Raw genomic sequence first — 16,634 nt, 5'->3', positions numbered from 1 at the left:
GTCCTTTGCGCTATTGTCCCTCCAGCATAACGCCTTGGCCCCGCCGAGGGCACAAGGCGTTTCCTTCCTCGGGTGCCGGGATCAGAGCCAGGTCAGCCCCGCGCCGATGATCAGGCCGGTGAGCAGCAACTGGACCAGGCAGAAGCCCATGATGTCCTTGGCCTTGAGCCCGGCGATGCCGAGCACCGGCAGGGCCCAGAACGGCTGCAGCAGGTTGGTCCAGGCATCGCCCCAGGCCACGGCCATGGCGACCCTGGGGATGTCCACGCCCAGGGCCTCGGCGGCCGGCAGCATGACCGGCGCCTGCACGGCCCACTGGCCGCCCCCGGAGGGTACGAAGATATTGACGATGCCGGCACTGATGAAGGTCCAGACCGGCAGGGTGGCCTCGGTGGCCAGTGAGATCAGCGCTTCCGAGAGCGTCTCGGCCAGGCCGGACTGGACCATGATCGCCATGATGCCGGCGTAGAAGGGGAACTGGATGACGATGCCGGCGCCGCCCTTGATGGCCTCGTGGAGACTCTCGAGCAGGCTGCGGGGGGTGCGGTGCAGCACGACGGCCAGGAACAGGAACAGGAAGTTGACCACGTTGAGGTTGAGCCCGCCGCCCTGCAGCACGAAGTGGTCGAGCAGGAACAACAGCCCCGGGATGCCCACCAGCCAGGCCAGGGTCATGCTGTTCTCCAGGTGCTCGGCGGGGCGGGTGATGCGCACGCGGCGCGCCTCGCCGTCGTCGAGCAGGCTGGGGTCGACGAAGACGCTGTCCTGCTCGTCGGGCAGCATCAGGCGGTTGAACAGCGGCATCGCCACGAACAGTGCCAGCACGATGACCAGGTTGAACAGCGAGAAGATGGTCTCGCCGGTGCCGATCACGCCGATCCGCTCGGCGGTGAAGTGGCCCTCGGTGGCGATGGTCAGCGGCACCGAGCCGGCCAGGCCGCCATGCCAGACGATGAAGCCCGAGTAGGCGCTGGCCACCAGCAGGCGATAGTCCACCCGGATCTGCCGGGCCAGCTCCTTGGCGAACAGCGCCCCCACCACCAGGCCGAAGCCCCAGTTGATCCAGCTGGCGGCCAGCGACACCAGGGTCACCAGCACGATGGCGGCCCCCGGGTTATTGGCCAGGCCGGCCAGGCGCTGCAGCAGGCGCTTGACCGGCGGCGAGCTGGCCAGCATGAAGCCGGTGACCAGCACCAGCAGCATCTGCATCGAGAACGTCAGCAGGTTCCAGAACCCGTCGCCCCAGAAGCGCAGCACCGCCAGCGGGGTCTGGCGCTCCACGGCGATGGCCGCGCCCGCGGCGATCACCGTCAGCAGCAGGACGAAGATGTAGGGGTCGGGAAGGTAGCGCTCGACCATCTTGACGGCCGGGCGTGACAGCAGCTTCAGCATGGAGATGTCCCTTTTCCGTTGCGGGAGCCTGCGGATCCGCGGCCGGTGCTCGGCCTGCAGGCTGGGGTATCACGTTGCCGCGGGGGCGAAATGTTGTCAAAGGCGACGAATGTCTAGGTTTTGGCGCTCGCCCAGCGTGTCCGTCGGTAGTGACGGTAGTAGGCGACCAGCACCGTCGAGCGCACTGCGGTGAAGACGAGAAAGGCCAGCCACAAGCCGTGATTGCCCAGTCCCCGGGTGAGCCACCACACCGGCAGGTAGATTGCCAGGCCGACGAAGATGCTGTTGCGCATCTCGCGGATCGCCGTGGCGCCGATGAAGACCCCGTCCAGCAGGTAGCTCCACACCGCGATCAGCGGCATGACCACCATCCAGGGCAGGTAGTGGCCGGCCGTGTTCCGCACGTCCGGCAGGCCGGTGAGCAGGGCGATCAGCCACTCGCCGCCCAGGGCGAAGGCCAGGGCGGCGCCCCCCGCGGTGGCCAGCGAGAAGCGGGCGGCCGAGCGGACCGTGGCGGCGAACTCGTCCCAGCGCCGGCGTCCCACCGAGCGACCGGTCAGGGCCTCGGCGGCGTGGGCGAAGCCGTCCAGTCCATAGGAGGTCAGCATGATGAACTGCAGCAGCACGGCGTTGGCGGCCAGCACGGTGTCGCCCTGGGCCGCCCCTCGGGAGGTGAAGAAGGCCATGGCGAAGAGCAGGCCCAGGGTCCGCACGAAGAGGTTGGCGTTGACCTGGAAGAGCTCGCGATAGGCGGCCAGTCGGCACAGCCGGCCGCGGCGGAAGCGGCCCTCGAGGTTTCCCAGCTGGCGCGACACCAGCCACAGGCCGAAGGCCAGGGCGCTGTAGTCGGCGATCACCGTGGCCCAGGCCACGCCGTCGCTGGTCATGCCCAGTCCCACCACGAACACCAGGTCGAGGAGGATATTGACGCCGTTGGTCAACACCAGCAGCCACAGCGTGATCCGGGAGTTCTGCTGGCCCAGGAACCAGCCGAGGATGGCGTAGTTGGCCAGCACCGCCGGGGCCGAGAGCAGGCGGATCCGCGCATAGTCCGCGGCCAGCGCGGTGGCCTGGTCGCTGCCATCCAGCAGCCACAGCCCGAACTCGACCAGCGGGCCGCCGGCCAGCACCAGCAGGACGCCGATGGCGCCGGCCAGCAGCAGCGACTGCCCCAGCAGGGTACGGACGGCCTCGTCATCCTCGCGGCCGACCGCCTGGGAGGTGAGACCGGTGGTGCCCATGCGCAGGAAGCCGAAGCCCCAGTAGAGGAAACCGAACAGGGTCGCACCCAGGGTCACGGCGGCGAGGTAGCGGGAGTCCGGCAGGTGGCCGACCACGGCGGTATCGACCAGCCCGAGCAGCGGGACGGTGATGTTCGAGAGGATGATCGGCCAGGCCAGGGCCCAGATGCGCTGGGGGGCCTGGGTGGTGGTCGCGGGCGAGGTCACGGTGGCTCCGGTCGGCGGGCGGGGCCGGCAGCATGGCGTCCCGCCGCCCGCAACGCAACAGCCTCGCAATAGTGGGGCCGTGGGGCATCGTGGGCCCGGGGCCCGATTCAGAAGCGGTAGCCCAGGCTGGCCGAGAGCGGCGATCGCGAAGGCTTCCCCGCTGTCACTGATCATGTGGATGGCATACCCCACGGCTTCGGCATCGTCGTGAGTAGCCCGGTCGGTGGCGTCATCATGCGCTATCTGCCATTGGGGAGGGGAGATTTCCGAGGGTTGGGGAACCCGGGAAAGCCGACTACCCTAATGTAAGGTTCTGTGAATGCGTGTATCCGTCGGGTGGTTCCAGGGGCTGGTCTGTCGGAATGCCATGATCCGGCTCAGGTAGACGATCCGGCCACATGCTGGCCGGCAACCAGGGGAGCGGGGACGATGAAGGCATTGGGCAAGTACGCGATGGGTGCCATGCTGGCCATGGTCATGGTGGTGGGGAGTCAGTCGGCCATGGCCCAGGACGACTACGGTCATGACACCGAACGGCCGAGTGGCGGGGCGATGGTGGCGGACGCGCTGCTGGCCCGGCCCCTGCTGGCCGTGGCCACGGTCGGGGGCGCGGCGGTCTTTCTGGTGTCGCTGCCGTTCAGTGCCCTGGGGGGGAACGTCGACGCCGCCGCCGAGACCCTGATCAAGACGCCCGCGGAGGCGACCTTCCGTCGCTGCCTGGGTTGCGAGGTAAGCCGTCGTGCCGACGATCGCCATTAGTCGTAGGGTCCCGGATGATCGACAGCTGTTGGTTGATGAGGAGAGGCCGCGCCCAGCTCGCGAAAGATTGAGCGCGGCTCGTGGCGAGCAAGTAACCGAGTCGTTCATGAGTCAAAACAGGTAACTCAAGCTCAAGGAAAACATGTCGATCTGGAAACTCTCATCGCCATCGGCGAGTGAGTAGCGGGTGTATTCACTGCGAATGGCCGAACGGCCAAGGTTGTATTCGGCACCTAGCCCGAAGAACGGATCTGTCCCTTCGGCCTGGAATTCGAGTTCCATGAACGTTTCGTCATCCATGCTGGCGACATCGAGCGTTGTGCTCTCCCAGGAAATGATCCCGGCCTTGGTGTAAAAGCTAAAGCCGCGTGTCACCGGCATCTTCCCGACCAGTGCCAATCCAGTCCCTTCGATGCCGGTTTCTATGTCTTCTTGCAGAGTACTGCCCTGCACCGGCAGGGAAATCTCGGAGGTGTAGTCGCCAAAGTCGGTATAGCTCAGCTCGAGCCCGACATTGGGGGTGAAGTTATAGCCGATATGTATTTGATAGCCGCTGGTGGTTTCATCGTTACTGAAGCCATGGTTGCTGAGTCGTTCGAAGGTATTGTTGTTTAGTTCGGCACTCCCGGCGCTGGCGCCGAAATAGATTCCCGTATGGCGAGAGGAATAATCCTGGGCCATCGCGAGATTGCATGACAGTAATACCAGGGTGCTCAAGGGGATGACGCCTTTCATGATTCCTCCCTGCCGATTTTCATATGGCATTTTTCTGAAGTGGGAAAACCGCGAGGGAAGATCCTGTGTATCTGCGCGGTTAGTGTTAGTAACAAAGTGTTACATTTCTAGCCTAGGAGGAATGGCTGTACTTCTTCCAGATGGTTTTATTGGCACTAATCGGACGAAGAAAGTAGTCGCTTTGATGAGATGATGGCGTCTATATCTAGTCCTTAATGACTAGATAAATGGTACTTTGGGGCTGCGACTGGCTGGGGAGGGGCGGGGCGGCAACTCTGCACTGGATAGCGTCGACAGGGCTTGAAAGCATTAGCCTCAAGCCAACGAAAGCGCCCCGCTCGATGAGCGGGGCGCTTTCATGGGGCACCAATAGCGCCGAGTCAGGCGGCGGTGATGGTCCGGTACTTCTCCATCAGCTCATCACGGCTCTCCGGGCGCTCCGGGTCCAGCGGGATGCAGTCCACCGGACAGACCTGCTGGCACTGGGGCTCGTCGTAGTGGCCGACACACTCGGTGCACAGGTTGGGGTCGATGACGTAGATCTCCTCCCCCGGCGAGATGGCGCCGTTGGGGCATTCGGGTTCGCAGACGTCGCAGTTGATGCATTCGTCGGTGATCATCAGGGCCATGGGGTACCTCACGGAAGTCGCGGCCGGTCACGCCGGCCCTTGCCCTTGGAGCAGTCGATCTCGGGCGCGAGATGCCCGAGTGCCATGGTCAGGTATTGTAATGGCTCTTCAGCGCCGCGGCGACCTCGGGATGCACGTGCTGCGACACGTCGCCGCCGAGCCGGGCGATCTCGCGGACCAGGGTGGAGGAGATATAGGAGTTCTCCACCTCCGGCGTCAGGAACACCGTCTCCAACTCCGGCATCTGGGCGCGGTTCATGTTGGCCAGCTGTAGCTCGTACTCGAAGTCCGACACCGCCCGCAGTCCGCGCAGCAGCACGCGGGCATGCTGCTGCTTCATGAACTCGGTCATCAGTCCCGAGAAGCCGACCACCTCGACGTTGTCCAGGCCGGCCACCACCTCTCGGGCCAGGGAAATCCGGGTGTCGAGGTCGAGCACCGGCCCCTTGCCGGGGCTCGTGGCGATGGCCACCACCACCTTGTCGAAGAGCCGCGCGGCGCGCTCGATCAGGTCATAGTGGCCGTTGGTGATGGGGTCGAAGGTGCCGGGATAGACGGCGATGTTCATGAGTCCTCCCCGTCGTCGAGGCGCCCGAAGGGATTGTCGGCGACCAGCGAGACCGGCCGTGCATAGCCGGGGATGCGGATGGCCGCGTCGCTGACCTCGAGCTCGGGCCCCTCCAGCACCCCCTCGCCGAAGCGGTACCGGGGATGGAAGCGGCCGAAGTCGGCGTTTCGGCAGTAGCCGGCGGCGGCCTCTCGGGTCGCCTCGCGGCGCGCCTGCCAGGCCGCCACCGCGGCCTCGCCGTGGCGGGCCACCAGCAGGCGCTCGGTCACCGCGGGCGAGAGCACCACGCCGGTGGCGTTGTTGCCGCCGAAGCCCTTGGCGTTGATGAAGGCCGCGTCGGCCTGGAAGCGCTGCGGGTCGCGGAAGAGGCGCAGCCGCTCGGCGTGGACGTCATCGGCCACGGCCTCCAGGGTCGGGATGCCCGGCAGCAGCCCATGGGCGAAGCTGCCCAGGGCGCTGGCCAGTTGGTCGCCGGCGGCGCTGCCCTGGGAGTGGCCGACGAAGGCCTTCACCGCCACCACCGGCCAGGCCTGGATGCCGTGGGCCTGGGCGACCAGGTCGAGGACATGGGACTCGGTGACGCGGTTCTTGGGGGTGCTGGTGCCATGGGCGTGCACGATGGTGCGTTCGCGCAGGGCCTTGTCGCCGAGCATGTCGCGTACCAGTGAGGCCGCCTTGCCCAGGGTGATGTAGTTGCCGATGCCCGGGGCCGAGATCGAGCGCTTCCAGCCATCGGCATTGACGAAGACCTCGGGCACGCTGCCGAGCACCTCGGCGCCGACCTCTAGGGCCAGCGCATCATCCATCAGCATCAGGAACTGGCTGGACTCGCCCATGGTGAAGCCGCAATTGCGGGCGAAGGGGCGGCAGGCGCGCTGGTAGTCGGCATCGGTGAGCAGCTCCAGGGCGTCCAGGGCCTTCAGGCTGTCGTCGTCGGCCAGGGCGCCCATGGCGCGGAAGCCCTCGACGATCTCCGGGGTGATGGGGGCGTCGGCGGTGCCGACCATCACCACGCGACGTCGTCCGGCGCGGATGTCGTCCACGCCCAGGCGCAGGTTGTAGAGGAAGCTGGCACAGGCACCGAGCATCGCCCCGGTGCCACCCACGCTGCCTAGCACGTAGGCGTTGAGGAAGTCGGCAGGCATCTGGCCATAGCCGAGCGGCATCTGCTTGGAGGTGGCCCGCTTGCCGGAGACGAAGCTCTTGAGCAACCCTCCCCAGCCCTCGTCGTCGAGCTGGCCGATGGAGTTGCCGGCGTAGACCGCGATCTGGTCGGGATCGAGGCGGTCGCGCAGGTCGTCCCAGTCCAGGCCGCTGTCGCCCAGGCAGTCGCTCGCGGCGAAGATCGCCATGGACAGGCCCCGGGGGTGGTGGACGCTGCGGTACAGGCGGCTGGGCTCGAAGCCCGAGGGCAGCTGGCCGGCGGCGCGCACCTGGGCGGGGCGGGTCTCGGGCAGCATCACGTTCATCTCGCCGGCCGGCACCGTCACCTCCAGGGTGCGGCGGTCGAGCTCGCGGACCTGCCAGGTGGGCGGCAGGCTCTCGGGCAGTTGGCGGCGCCGCACGCGGAAGGTCATCGGTGCCTCGAGGGACAGGCTCGCACGACGATTGGCGGGCAGACCCTCGGCATTGAAGCGGGGATCCTCGATGCGCCGGATCAGGGTGTGGTCCAGCACCCGCTGGCGGGTCTGCTCCACAATGGCGGCGGCGTCGAGGGTCTGGCCATCGGCGTCGTGCCAGGTGTCGTCCGCCTGGGCATGGGCCAGGCGCATCATCGCCGCCAGGCCGAGCAGGGTCCGGGCCTGGTCGTCAGCGGGCAGGGCGTCGAGCACGGTGCGGCGAAACGCCTGATGGCCCGAGGTTCGGCCGGCGGGATTCACGCCGCCCATGCCCACGATCACCGGTAAATGTGACAAGCCGGGTTCCTCGTTGTGCGGTTGATGTCTGGGCTTCATTGCCGCTATTTGGGCAAGGATCATAGCACCCGGCCCGCCACGGCGTCATGCCGGGGCATGGCGGCTCAAGGCAATCGCAGCGGGACACGGCGAGGGGCGCCGGGGGCAGGTCGAAAAAAGAAGGGGGCCTTCGCCAGGGGGGAGGCGGACTCCGCCGAACGGGTTGGCCAGGGATGGCCCACCCGGTCCGGCCAGCGGACCAGCCCCGAGCGATACCGCTATCTGCGATAACCCTGCATGGCGCCTCTCGGCCTGCGCGGGCCGGGTACCGGCTGCTAGAATGGCAGACTTCGTCGTCGCCCAGCGGTTCCCGTCATGCCAGAGCGCTCGCGCATCGTCACCTCCAGCCAGTCCGGCCCCCACCAGGACCTGTCGCGCCGCGTCGCCCGGGCCCTGACCCATCCGCTGCGCAAGCCGCTGGCCGCGCACACCCGCGAGGCCTTTGCCGCGACCGACGCCTGGCGGGCCGAACGCGCCGGGGCGCCGTTGATCCTGGATGCCGGCTGTGGCGTCGGCCTGTCGACGCGCCAGCTGGCCGAGTGGCACCCCGAGTGCGCGGTGATCGGCATCGACCGCAGCGCGGATCGGCTGTCCCGGGACCACGGTCCGCTGCCCGACAACGCCCGGTTGGTGCGAGCGGACCTGGTGGATTTCTGGCGGCTGGCGCTGGCCGGCGACTGGCGTCCGCTGCGTCACTACCTGCTCTACCCCAACCCCTACCCCAAGGCCGCGCACCTCAAGATGCGCTGGCAGGGCCATCCGGTGTTTCCCGCCATCCTGGCGCTGGGCGGTTGCCTGGAGCTGCGCTCCAACTGGCGCCTCTATGTCGAGGAATTCGCCCTAGCGGTCGAGCAGGCGACCGGCCGCCAGGCGGCGGTGGAGGGCTTCGACCCCGGCGGCGACTGCCTCACGCCCTTCGAGCGCAAGTACCACCACAGCGGCCAGCCGCTGTGGCGCCTGGTGGTCGACCTGCCGCATCGCCCCGAGCTGGTGCCCGTCGCCTGAGCGAGCTCAGCGACGGCGGCGATCGCGGAAGCGTTCCCCCAGGGTCTGGCGCAGCCAGCGGGCGATCGGTCCCTGGGCGGCGTCGCGCCGCGAGACCGTCTCCACCTCGATGACTGGCGGTCGGCCCAACGCCTCGCCGGACAGCTCGACGAGGTCCTCCCGGAAGGGCGGGTACTGGGCGATATGCTGCGGCACCAGGGCCCAGCCCAGCCCCCGGGTGGCCAGCTCGCCCATCGAGTAGAAGCTGTTGAGGCGCCAGAACTGGGCGCTGAGCGTCGCCCCGGCGTCGCCCTCGGAGCGCGAGGCGATCAGCAGCTGGCGGTGGTCGGCCAGGTCGCCGGCGGTGAGGGCGGGGAGCCCGGCCAGGGGATGGTCGCGCCCCACCACCAGGACCTGCTGCAGGTGGGCGATCCGGATGCCTTCCAGCACCGGGCCCTGGCTCTGCTGGCGCAGCAGGATGCCCAGGTCGGCGGTGCGGTCTTCCACCCAGCCGGCGATGTCACCCTGGGCCCCGTAGAGCAGGGTGAGCTGCAGGGCCGGGTAATGCCGGGCCAGGGCCTCCAGGGTCTCGTCCACCGGCGGCATCTCCACCAGGGCCTCATCGATGGCCAGCACCAGCTGGGCCTCCTCGCCCTGGGCGATGGCCCGGGCGCGGGACTCCAGCCGCTGGCACTGGCGGATCACCGCCCGAGCCTCGTGGAGCAGGGCCTTGCCCGCCTCGGTCAGCCGGGGCAGCCGGCCGGTGCGGTCGAACAGCTGGCAGCCGAGGTCGGCCTCCAGGTGGGCGATGGCGGTACTGACGGCGGACTGGGCGCGGCCCAGGTGGCGGGCGGCCGAGGAGAAAGAGCCCCGTTCGGCACAGGCGACAAGCACTTCCAACTGGTCGAGGCTCCAGCGCATGGTCTTGACCTATCTGTTTTCCTGATGGAGTCCAACTCGTATCCATCGTCATCGTGGCGAGAATGGGAAACCATGTCGAGGCCATCCCGGCCTCGGCGAGTGCTCGGAGGGGAGATCACCATGCGCTCCTGGAAGGAACGGCTGACCCATACCCTGCTCTTCGAGGCGGGTGGCCTGGTCATGGTGACGCCGCTGGCGAGCTGGGTCAGCGGCCATGGGCCCGGCGAGATCGGCGTCCTGGCCCTGGGGCTCGCGACCACCGCCATGCTGTGGAACCTGGTATGGAACCGGCTCTTCGATGGCTGGGTGCCGACCCGGCGGCGCAGCCTGGTCCAGCGCCTCGCCCAGGCGCTCGGCTTCGAGCTGGGGCTGCTGGTGATGACCCTGCCGGTGGTAGCCTGGTGGCTGGCCATCGGCCTGGTCGAGGCCTTCTGGCTCGACCTCGGTTTCATGCTGTTCTTCCTGGCCTATGCGCTGGTGTTCAATACGCTGTTCGATCACGTGATGCGCCGTCGGCTGGCGCAGAGGGGGTGCTGATGTCCTATGTGTACCTGGCCCTGGCGATCATCGCCGAAGTGGTGGCCACCAGTTCCCTCAAGGCGTCCCAGGAGTTCACTCGCTTCTGGCCGAGCGTGGTGGTGGTGGTCGGCTACGGCCTGGCCTTCTACACGCTCACCCTGGCGCTGCGGACCCTGCCAGTGGGCATCGCCTATGCGTTCTGGGCGGGCCTCGGCATCGTGCTGGTGACCCTGATCGGCTTTCTGGTCTACGGTGAACGCCCGGATCTGCCCGCCGTGCTGGGCCTGGCGATGATCGTTGGAGGCGTGGTCGTCATCCAGGCGTTCTCCTCGGTGACGCCCCACTGAAACGGGACCGGTCGAATCCCGGCCGGTGGGCGGGTAGACTGCGGCCGGGTGGCGCCCCGGCCCGGGCGCCGTCGACTCACGCCGCCTGGAAGTCGCTCATGCTGTACCGCCCGCTCTCGCTCTGCCTGCTCCTGCTCCTGCTCCTGCCGCTGACCGCCCTCGGGCACGGCTTTACGCGCCTCTCGAGTCTCGCCGATGACGGCTTCGTGATCGGCGCCGAGGCTCGCCTGCTGGGCAACGGCGAGCCAGGGGAGACCCTGGGCAGCCTCGCCCCGCAGCGGCTGCTGTCGCCGGCCTCGGTGACCAAGGTCTACCTGGCCGCGGCGGCCCTCGATCGTTTCGGTCCCCAGCACCGCTTCACCACCCGCCTGGTCAGCACCGCCGAGCCGGATGACCAGGGCGTGCTGCATGGCGACCTGGTGCTCGAGGGCGGCGGCGATCCGGCGCTGACCACCGAGGACCTGTGGCGCCTGGTGCAGCGCCTGCACCAGGCGGGGGTGCGCGAGGTAACCGGAAGCCTGGTGGTCAGCCAGTGGCGCTTCGGCCCGGTGACCTGCATCACCACCGACCGCTGCGAGGGCGAGCGGCGGGTGGACAACGCCTACAGCGCCCTGCTGTCGTCGGCCGCGGTCAACTACGGCAACTGGTGCGTGACCGTCGCGCCGGCGCGTATCCCCGGCGACCCGGCGGAGGTCACCAGCTGCGACAGCCAGTCCCGCCTGCCACGCATCGACAACCGCGTGGCGACCCGGCCGGACGACAGCGGCACCGAGCTCACGGCGGAGCGTCTGACCGACGGCGACGGCGACCTCATGCGGGTCGGTGGCCAGATCTCCACCAATGCCCATCCTCGTGAGGTCTACCGCACCAGCGCCGATCCCGCCGCGCAGGCCGCGGACATCCTGATGGCCATGCTCGGCCAGGCCGGCATCCCGGTGCAGGGCGGCCATGCCACCAGCACCGCCCAGCCGCCGGCCTCGGCGCGGCGGCTCGCCGCGGTGGACAGCGAGCCGCTGCAGGAACTGCTGTTGCGCACCCTGAACTACTCCAACAACTTCATGGCCGACACCCTGGCCCTCGACCTGGCCGAGGTCCCCCGGCCGTCACTGTCCCAGGCCGGCGATGCCCTCGAGGCCTTCGCCGGCGCCATTCCGGGGCACGGCCCCGCCACCCTGGAGAGCGGCAGCGGCCTGACCCCGGAGAACCGGACCACCGCGGCCGGCGTGAACGCCCTGCTGGAGCACATGTTTCGCCGCCCGTCGCTGTTCCCGAGCTTCGTGGCGGCCCTGCAGTCGCCCGGCAATGGCGTGATGCGCTTCATCCGGCGGGGCTCGGCGACCTTCCAACACCACGTCATGCTCAAGACCGGCACCCTCAACCAGCCGGTGACGGTGCGCGCGGTGACCGGCTACTTCCGCACCCTGTCGGGTCGTTGGGGGGTGTTCACGGTGCTGATCAACGGCACCGGCGCGACGCCCTACCTGAGCTGGACGACGGTGCTGGATCGCCTGTCGCGGGACCTGGACGCGATGATCCAGGCCCATTGAGTCGCCCTCCTGACCCGGTCGCCGGGGCCCAGGCGTCGACGGCGCGCCGGGCGGCCGGCTCTGCTACCATCGCCGCTTACGCCGACGACTGATCGATGGACGCTCGCAGATGAAACCCGGACACACCGGCTGGCGCCACCTGGTGCATTCCACCCGCTACTCCCTCAAGGGCCTCAAGGCCGCCTTTCTCCACGAGGCGGCCTTCCGCCAGGAACTGGGCATCTGCGTGGTCCTGCTGCCGCTGGCCGCCTGGATCGGGCGGGAACCGGTGGAGTGGATCCTGCTGGTCGGCAGCTGCCTGCTGGTGCTGATCGTCGAGCTGCTCAACAGCGCCATCGAGAGCGTGGTGGATCGCATCGGCCCCGACCGCCACGAGCTCTCCGGCCGGGCCAAGGACATCGGCTCGGCGGCGGTGATGTTGTCGCTGGTCATCGCCGGGCTCACCTGGGGCTTGCTGGCCTGGCAGCGCTTCCTGGTCTGAGCCCGGTCGCTATCGCCGGGCGCCCCGGCTTGGGTATGCTGAGGGTATTCATCAACCGGATGCGAGACGCCCATGGCCCTGCCCGACGACTTCCTGCCGCTGGATGCCATTCCCGAGCCGCTGGTGGCGCCGTTGCGACATGCCTGGGAGCGCCTCGGGGCGTCCCTCGAGCAGGCCGACAACCTGGCCTCGATGCAGGACCAGGACGGCCCCGGCGAGACCTGGTCGGCGCTCTCGGCGACCCGTCGCGCGCAGCTGGCGCGGGTGCTCGCCGTCTCCGACTTCGCCGGCGAGACGCTGATCCGCCATCCCGACTGGCTGGTCCACCTGGACGCCGCCGGCGAGCTGGAGGCCGCGCCGGCCCCCGAGGCCCTGCGCGAGACCCTCGCCGAGCGCCTGGAGGCCGCCGACGACGAGGCGGCCCTGCACGCCGCTATCCGCCGCTTTCGCCGGGCGCGCATGCTGGGCATCGTCTGGCGGGACCTGACGCGCCCGCCGGGCATCGACATGTGGGCCACGGCGACGGCCGTCACCCAGCTGGCGGAGGCCTGCCTGGAACTGGCCCTGGACTGGCTGGAGACCCATTTCGCACCCCGCTGGGGGCGCCCCGCGACCCGGGCCGACGGCAGCGAGCAGCGCCTGGTGGTGCTCGGCATGGGCAAGCTCGGGGCCGGCGAGCTCAACCTGTCCTCCGACATCGACCTGATCTTCGCCTTCCCCGAGAAGGGCGAGACCGAGGGCGGGCGCAAGGCCCTCGAGCACCAGGAGTACTTCACCAAGCTCGGCCAGAAGCTGATCACCGCCCTGGACGCCGTGACCGCCGATGGCTTCGCCTTCCGCGTCGACATGCGCCTGCGTCCGCTGGGCGACGGCGGGCCGCTGGTCGGCAGCTTCGCCTCGCTGGCCGGCTACTACCAGGACCAGGGCCGCGAGTGGGAGCGCTACGCGATGCTCAAGGCGCGGCCGGTGGCCGGCGACCTGGGCGCCGGCGCCGAGCTGCTGGCCAGCATCCGCCCCTTCGTCTACCGCAAGTACCTCGACTTCGGCGCCATCGAGTCGCTGCGCGAGCTCAAGGCGATGATCAACCGCGAGGTACGCCGCCGCGGCATGCAGGGCAACATCAAGCTCGGTCCCGGCGGCATCCGCGAGGTGGAGTTCGTGGTCCAGGCCTTCCAGCTGATCCGCGGCGGGCGCGATACCGAACTGCAGGTCGCCTCCCTGAAGACCGCCCTGGAGCGCCTGCCGGCGCTGGGGCTGCTGCCCGAGGAGGTGGTCGACGAGCTGATCCCCGACTACGTCTTCCTGCGTGACATCGAGCATATCCTCCAGGCCCTGGAGGACCGCCAGACCCAGAGCCTGCCGGTCGAGGAGGTGGATCGCGAGCGGGTCGCCCTGGCCCTGGACATGGAGGACTGGCCCGCGGTCATGGCCCGGCTCGACGAGGTCCGCGCCCGCGTGCGGCGCCACTTCGACGCGGTGATCGCCGAGCCCGAGGAGGAGGCCGAGGAGGCGGCCGCGTCCACCGGTGCAGGGGAGGTCGAACTGGACGAGTGGCGGGCCCTGTGGCGCGACGAGCTCCCCGAGCAGGAGGCCGAGTCCCGGCTGGAGGAGGCCGGTTTCGGCGACGCCGCGGCCGGCCAACGCCGGCTACGGGCGCTGCGCCACTCCCGGCAAGTGCAGGCCATGCAGCGCATCGGCTTCGAGCGACTCGATGCGCTGATGCCGTTGCTGCTCGATGCCGTGGCCGCCAGCGAGGCGCCGGACACCGCCCTGGAGCGGGTCCTGCCGCTGGTCGAGGCCGTGCTGCGGCGGACCGCCTACCTGGCCCTGTTGCGCGAGAATCCCGATGCGCTGGAGCACCTGATGCGGCTGTGCAGCGCCAGCCCCTGGATCGCCGAGCAACTGGCCCGCCACCCCATTCTGCTCGACGAGCTGCTGACGCCGGACACCCTCTATACCCCGGCGGACAAGGCACGGCTCGCCGACGAGCTGCGCCAGGCGCTGGGGCGCATCCCCGAGGACGACGAGGAGGCCCAGCTCGAGGCGCTGCGAGTCTTCAAGCACGCCCAGGTGCTGCACGTGGCCGCCTCCGACATCGCCGGCACCCGCCACCTGATGAAGGTCAGCGACTACCTGACCCATATCGCCGAGGTGATCCTCCAGACGGTGCTGGCCATGGCCTGGAAGCACCTCACTCGCAAGCATGGCGCCCCCGAGCGGCGCGACGGCGAGCGGTGCGGCCAGGCGCCGGAGTTTCTGATCGTCGGCTATGGCAAGCTCGGCGGCATCGAGCTGGGCTACGGCTCCGACCTGGACCTGGTGTTCTTGCACGACGGTGCCACCCAGGGCAGCACCGACGGCGAGCGGCCCATCGACAACGCGGTCTTCTTCACCCGACTCGGCCAGCGCATCATCCACCTGCTCACCGCCGTGACGCCCGCGGGCAGCCTCTACGAGGTCGACATGCGCCTGCGGCCCTCGGGCAACGCCGGCCTGCTGGTCTCGAGCCTGGAGGCCTTCGCCGACTACCAGCGTCGCGAGGCCTGGACCTGGGAGCACCAGGCGCTGGTTCGGGCCCGGGTGGTAGCCGGTCACGAGGCACTGGCGGAGCGCTTCGACGCCGTGCGCCGCGAGACCCTGGGCCGACAGCGCGACCTCGAGGCGCTGCGCGAGGAGGTGGTGGCGATGCGCCACAAGATGCGTGACCACCTGGCCGGCAACGGCGAGGGCGACGACTTCGACCTCAAGCACGATCCCGGGGGCATGGTCGACATCGAGTTCCTGTGCCAGTTCGCGGTGCTCTCCATGGGGCACGAGACCCCCGAGCTGCTGACCTACAGCGACAACATGCGCATCCTCGAGACCCTGGAGGCCAGCGGGCGCCTGCCGGCCGACGACTGCCAACGGCTGCGCGAGGCCTACCTGGCCTGTCGCACCGCGGCCCACCGCTCGGCCCTGACCCGGGATCCCGCACGCGGCCACCGCGACGACTTCGAGGCCCACCGCCAGGCGGTGATCGCCGTCTGGCAGCGCCTGCTCGAGCCCCGCAACGATCAAGGAAACACGACACCATGAACAAGGTTCTGGTCCTGCACGGCCCCAATCTCAACCTGCTGGGCACCCGCCAGCCGGAGATCTACGGTCGCGAGACCCTGGAGGACATCGACGACGCCCTGCGCGAGCAGGCCCTGGGGGCGGGCTGGGAGATCGACTGCCGACAGAGCAATCACGAGGGCGAGCTGATCGACGCCATCCATGCCGCCCGGCTCGACGGCACCGTGGCGATCATCATCAATCCCGCCGCCTATACCCACACCTCGGTGGCGATCCTCGACGCCCTCAACGCCTTCGACGGCCGGGTCATCGAGGTCCACCTCTCCAACGTCCACAAGCGCGAGGCCTTCCGTCACCACTCCTATGTCTCGTTGCGCGCCGACGGCGTGATCGCCGGCCTCGGCAGCCAGGGCTATCGCGCCGCCCTGGAGGCGGTGATGGTCGGCTCCTAACGCACCTGCTCGCGGATCTGTGCGGCCTTGCGCTGCAGCAGCGGCAGGTAGTCGCCGAGCAGGGTGTCGAGATCAACCCGGGCGGCGTTGGTGCTGATGTTGATGGCACCGATCAGCCGTCCGGTGGCATCGAAGGCCGGCACCGCCAGGGAGCGCAGGCCGGAGTCCAGCTCCTGGTCGGCGATGGCGTAGCCCTGGCGGCGCACCTCCCGGATGCGCTCGCGCAGCACCGCCTTGTCGGTAACAGTCTGCTCCGTGTGGCGCTCGAGGGTCACCCGTTCCAGGTAGGCCGCCAGCTCGTCGTCGGGCAGCTGGGCGAGCAGGACCCGGCCCATGGAGGTGTGGGCGGCAGGCAGCCGGGTCCCTACCGAGAGGCTGATGGCCATCAGCCGGTGCTTGGCCGCCGAGCGCGCCACATAGGTCACCTCGTCGCCGTCCAGCACCCCCAGCGATGAGGATTCCCCACACTCGGCGGTGATGTCCTCGAGCACCTGCTGGATGACGCTCTGATAGCCGTTGGCCGACAGGAAGGCATAGCCGAGCTGCAGGACCTTGGGCGCCAGCTCGAAATGGCGCTGCGTCTTGCGCACATACCCCAGCGAATGCAGCGTCAGCAGGAAGCGCCGGGCCCGGGCCCGGTTCATGCCGGTGCGCGTCGCCACTTCACTTAGCGTCATTCTCGGGTGGTCCTCGTCGAAGGCCAGGATCACCTCCAGCCCGCTGGCCAGGGCCGTGACGAAGTCCCGGTCATCCGGGCTCAATACCTCTTCCTGCATCCTGTCTGTCTCCCCCTCAGCCCGATGATGGCGGCGGGTGTCGCCTATTGTGGCCCAATCTAGCACA

At 68.9% G+C, this 16,634-nt stretch carries 16 protein-coding genes; 8 read left to right on the top strand and 8 right to left on the bottom strand.

Annotation, left to right across the window (positions count from 1 at the left end; genetic code table 11):
- Window positions 1-81 precede the first annotated feature (81 nt).
- Together OCT48_RS17680 and OCT48_RS17675 are read right to left on the bottom strand one after the other, a co-directional pair.
- Complete coding sequence (locus tag OCT48_RS17680) at window positions 82-1,392, bottom strand: short-chain fatty acid transporter (RefSeq protein ID WP_263590447.1); 1,311 nt, start codon at window positions 1,390-1,392, stop codon at window positions 82-84.
- Window positions 1,393-1,505: 113 nt separating this feature from the next.
- Window positions 1,506-2,840, bottom strand: a complete 1,335-nt coding sequence (locus OCT48_RS17675) for an MATE family efflux transporter (protein WP_263590446.1) — start codon at window positions 2,838-2,840, stop codon at window positions 1,506-1,508.
- A 429-nt stretch (window positions 2,841-3,269) separates the two neighbouring features.
- Between OCT48_RS17675 and OCT48_RS17670 the strand changes: the two genes are divergently transcribed.
- Entirely contained in the window at window positions 3,270-3,599 is a 330-nt protein-coding gene (locus OCT48_RS17670) for a hypothetical protein (RefSeq protein ID WP_263590445.1), read from the top strand.
- A 111-nt stretch (window positions 3,600-3,710) separates the two neighbouring features.
- On the opposite strand, the gene OCT48_RS17665 is transcribed toward OCT48_RS17670, so the two are convergent.
- The 4 genes from OCT48_RS17665 to OCT48_RS17650 form a co-directional block, all read right to left on the bottom strand.
- On the bottom strand, window positions 3,711-4,334 hold the full coding sequence (locus tag OCT48_RS17665; protein WP_263590444.1) for an outer membrane beta-barrel protein: 624 nt from the start codon (window positions 4,332-4,334) through the stop codon (window positions 3,711-3,713).
- 380 nt (window positions 4,335-4,714) lie between these two features.
- Window positions 4,715-4,963, bottom strand: a complete 249-nt coding sequence (locus OCT48_RS17660) for a YfhL family 4Fe-4S dicluster ferredoxin (RefSeq protein ID WP_263590443.1) — start codon at window positions 4,961-4,963, stop codon at window positions 4,715-4,717.
- Window positions 4,964-5,051: 88 nt separating this feature from the next.
- Complete coding sequence (gene coaD, locus OCT48_RS17655) at window positions 5,052-5,531, bottom strand: pantetheine-phosphate adenylyltransferase (protein WP_263590442.1); 480 nt, start codon at window positions 5,529-5,531, stop codon at window positions 5,052-5,054.
- Entirely contained in the window at window positions 5,528-7,420 is a 1,893-nt protein-coding gene (locus OCT48_RS17650; RefSeq protein WP_263592642.1) for a beta-ketoacyl synthase, read from the bottom strand. Before OCT48_RS17650 ends, coaD begins: the two co-directional genes overlap by 4 nt.
- A gap of 381 nt (window positions 7,421-7,801) precedes the next feature.
- Between OCT48_RS17650 and trmB the strand changes: the two genes are divergently transcribed.
- On the top strand, window positions 7,802-8,491 hold the full coding sequence (trmB, locus tag OCT48_RS17645; protein WP_263590441.1) for a tRNA (guanine(46)-N(7))-methyltransferase TrmB: 690 nt from the start codon (window positions 7,802-7,804) through the stop codon (window positions 8,489-8,491).
- A gap of 6 nt (window positions 8,492-8,497) precedes the next feature.
- Here trmB and OCT48_RS17640 read toward each other — a convergent pair whose 3' ends face one another.
- Window positions 8,498-9,391: a LysR family transcriptional regulator gene (locus OCT48_RS17640; RefSeq protein ID WP_263590440.1), complete on the bottom strand. Its 894-nt coding sequence runs from the start codon at window positions 9,389-9,391 to the stop codon at window positions 8,498-8,500.
- A 120-nt stretch (window positions 9,392-9,511) separates the two neighbouring features.
- On the opposite strand from OCT48_RS17640, the gene OCT48_RS17635 reads away from it, so the two are divergent.
- The 6 genes from OCT48_RS17635 (at window position 9,512) to aroQ (ending at window position 15,791) form a co-directional block, all read left to right on the top strand.
- Window positions 9,512-9,928, top strand: coding sequence for a PACE efflux transporter (locus OCT48_RS17635; protein WP_263590439.1), 417 nt, complete (start codon window positions 9,512-9,514; stop codon window positions 9,926-9,928).
- A complete protein-coding gene (locus tag OCT48_RS17630) occupies window positions 9,925-10,257 on the top strand; it encodes a DMT family transporter (RefSeq protein WP_412031052.1) in 333 nt (110 codons plus the stop codon). The genes OCT48_RS17635 and OCT48_RS17630 overlap by 4 nt, the downstream gene beginning before the upstream one ends.
- A 98-nt stretch (window positions 10,258-10,355) precedes the next feature.
- A complete protein-coding gene (dacB, locus tag OCT48_RS17625; protein WP_263590437.1) occupies window positions 10,356-11,804 on the top strand; it encodes a D-alanyl-D-alanine carboxypeptidase/D-alanyl-D-alanine-endopeptidase in 1,449 nt (482 codons plus the stop codon).
- A 109-nt stretch (window positions 11,805-11,913) separates the two neighbouring features.
- A complete protein-coding gene (locus tag OCT48_RS17620; RefSeq protein WP_263590436.1) occupies window positions 11,914-12,285 on the top strand; it encodes a diacylglycerol kinase in 372 nt (123 codons plus the stop codon).
- 72 nt (window positions 12,286-12,357) lie between these two features.
- A complete protein-coding gene (gene glnE, locus OCT48_RS17615; protein WP_263590435.1) occupies window positions 12,358-15,360 on the top strand; it encodes a bifunctional [glutamate--ammonia ligase]-adenylyl-L-tyrosine phosphorylase/[glutamate--ammonia-ligase] adenylyltransferase in 3,003 nt (1,000 codons plus the stop codon).
- The gene (gene aroQ / locus OCT48_RS17610; RefSeq protein ID WP_263590434.1) at window positions 15,357-15,791 is read left to right on the top strand and encodes a type II 3-dehydroquinate dehydratase; all 435 of its coding nucleotides are present in this window, start codon (window positions 15,357-15,359) and stop codon (window positions 15,789-15,791) included. Before glnE ends, aroQ begins: the two co-directional genes overlap by 4 nt.
- On the opposite strand, the gene OCT48_RS17605 is transcribed toward aroQ, so the two are convergent.
- Complete coding sequence (locus OCT48_RS17605; protein WP_263590433.1) at window positions 15,788-16,567, bottom strand: IclR family transcriptional regulator C-terminal domain-containing protein; 780 nt, start codon at window positions 16,565-16,567, stop codon at window positions 15,788-15,790. The genes aroQ and OCT48_RS17605 overlap by 4 nt on opposite strands.
- Between the last annotated feature and the right edge of the window lie 67 nt (window positions 16,568-16,634).

The sequence above is a fragment of the Halomonas sp. M4R1S46 genome (assembly GCF_025725685.1).
GTDB lineage: Bacteria > Pseudomonadota > Gammaproteobacteria > Pseudomonadales > Halomonadaceae > Halomonas.
Note: the sequence above shows the minus strand (reverse complement) of the source record. Positions and strands in the feature narration are given on the sequence as shown.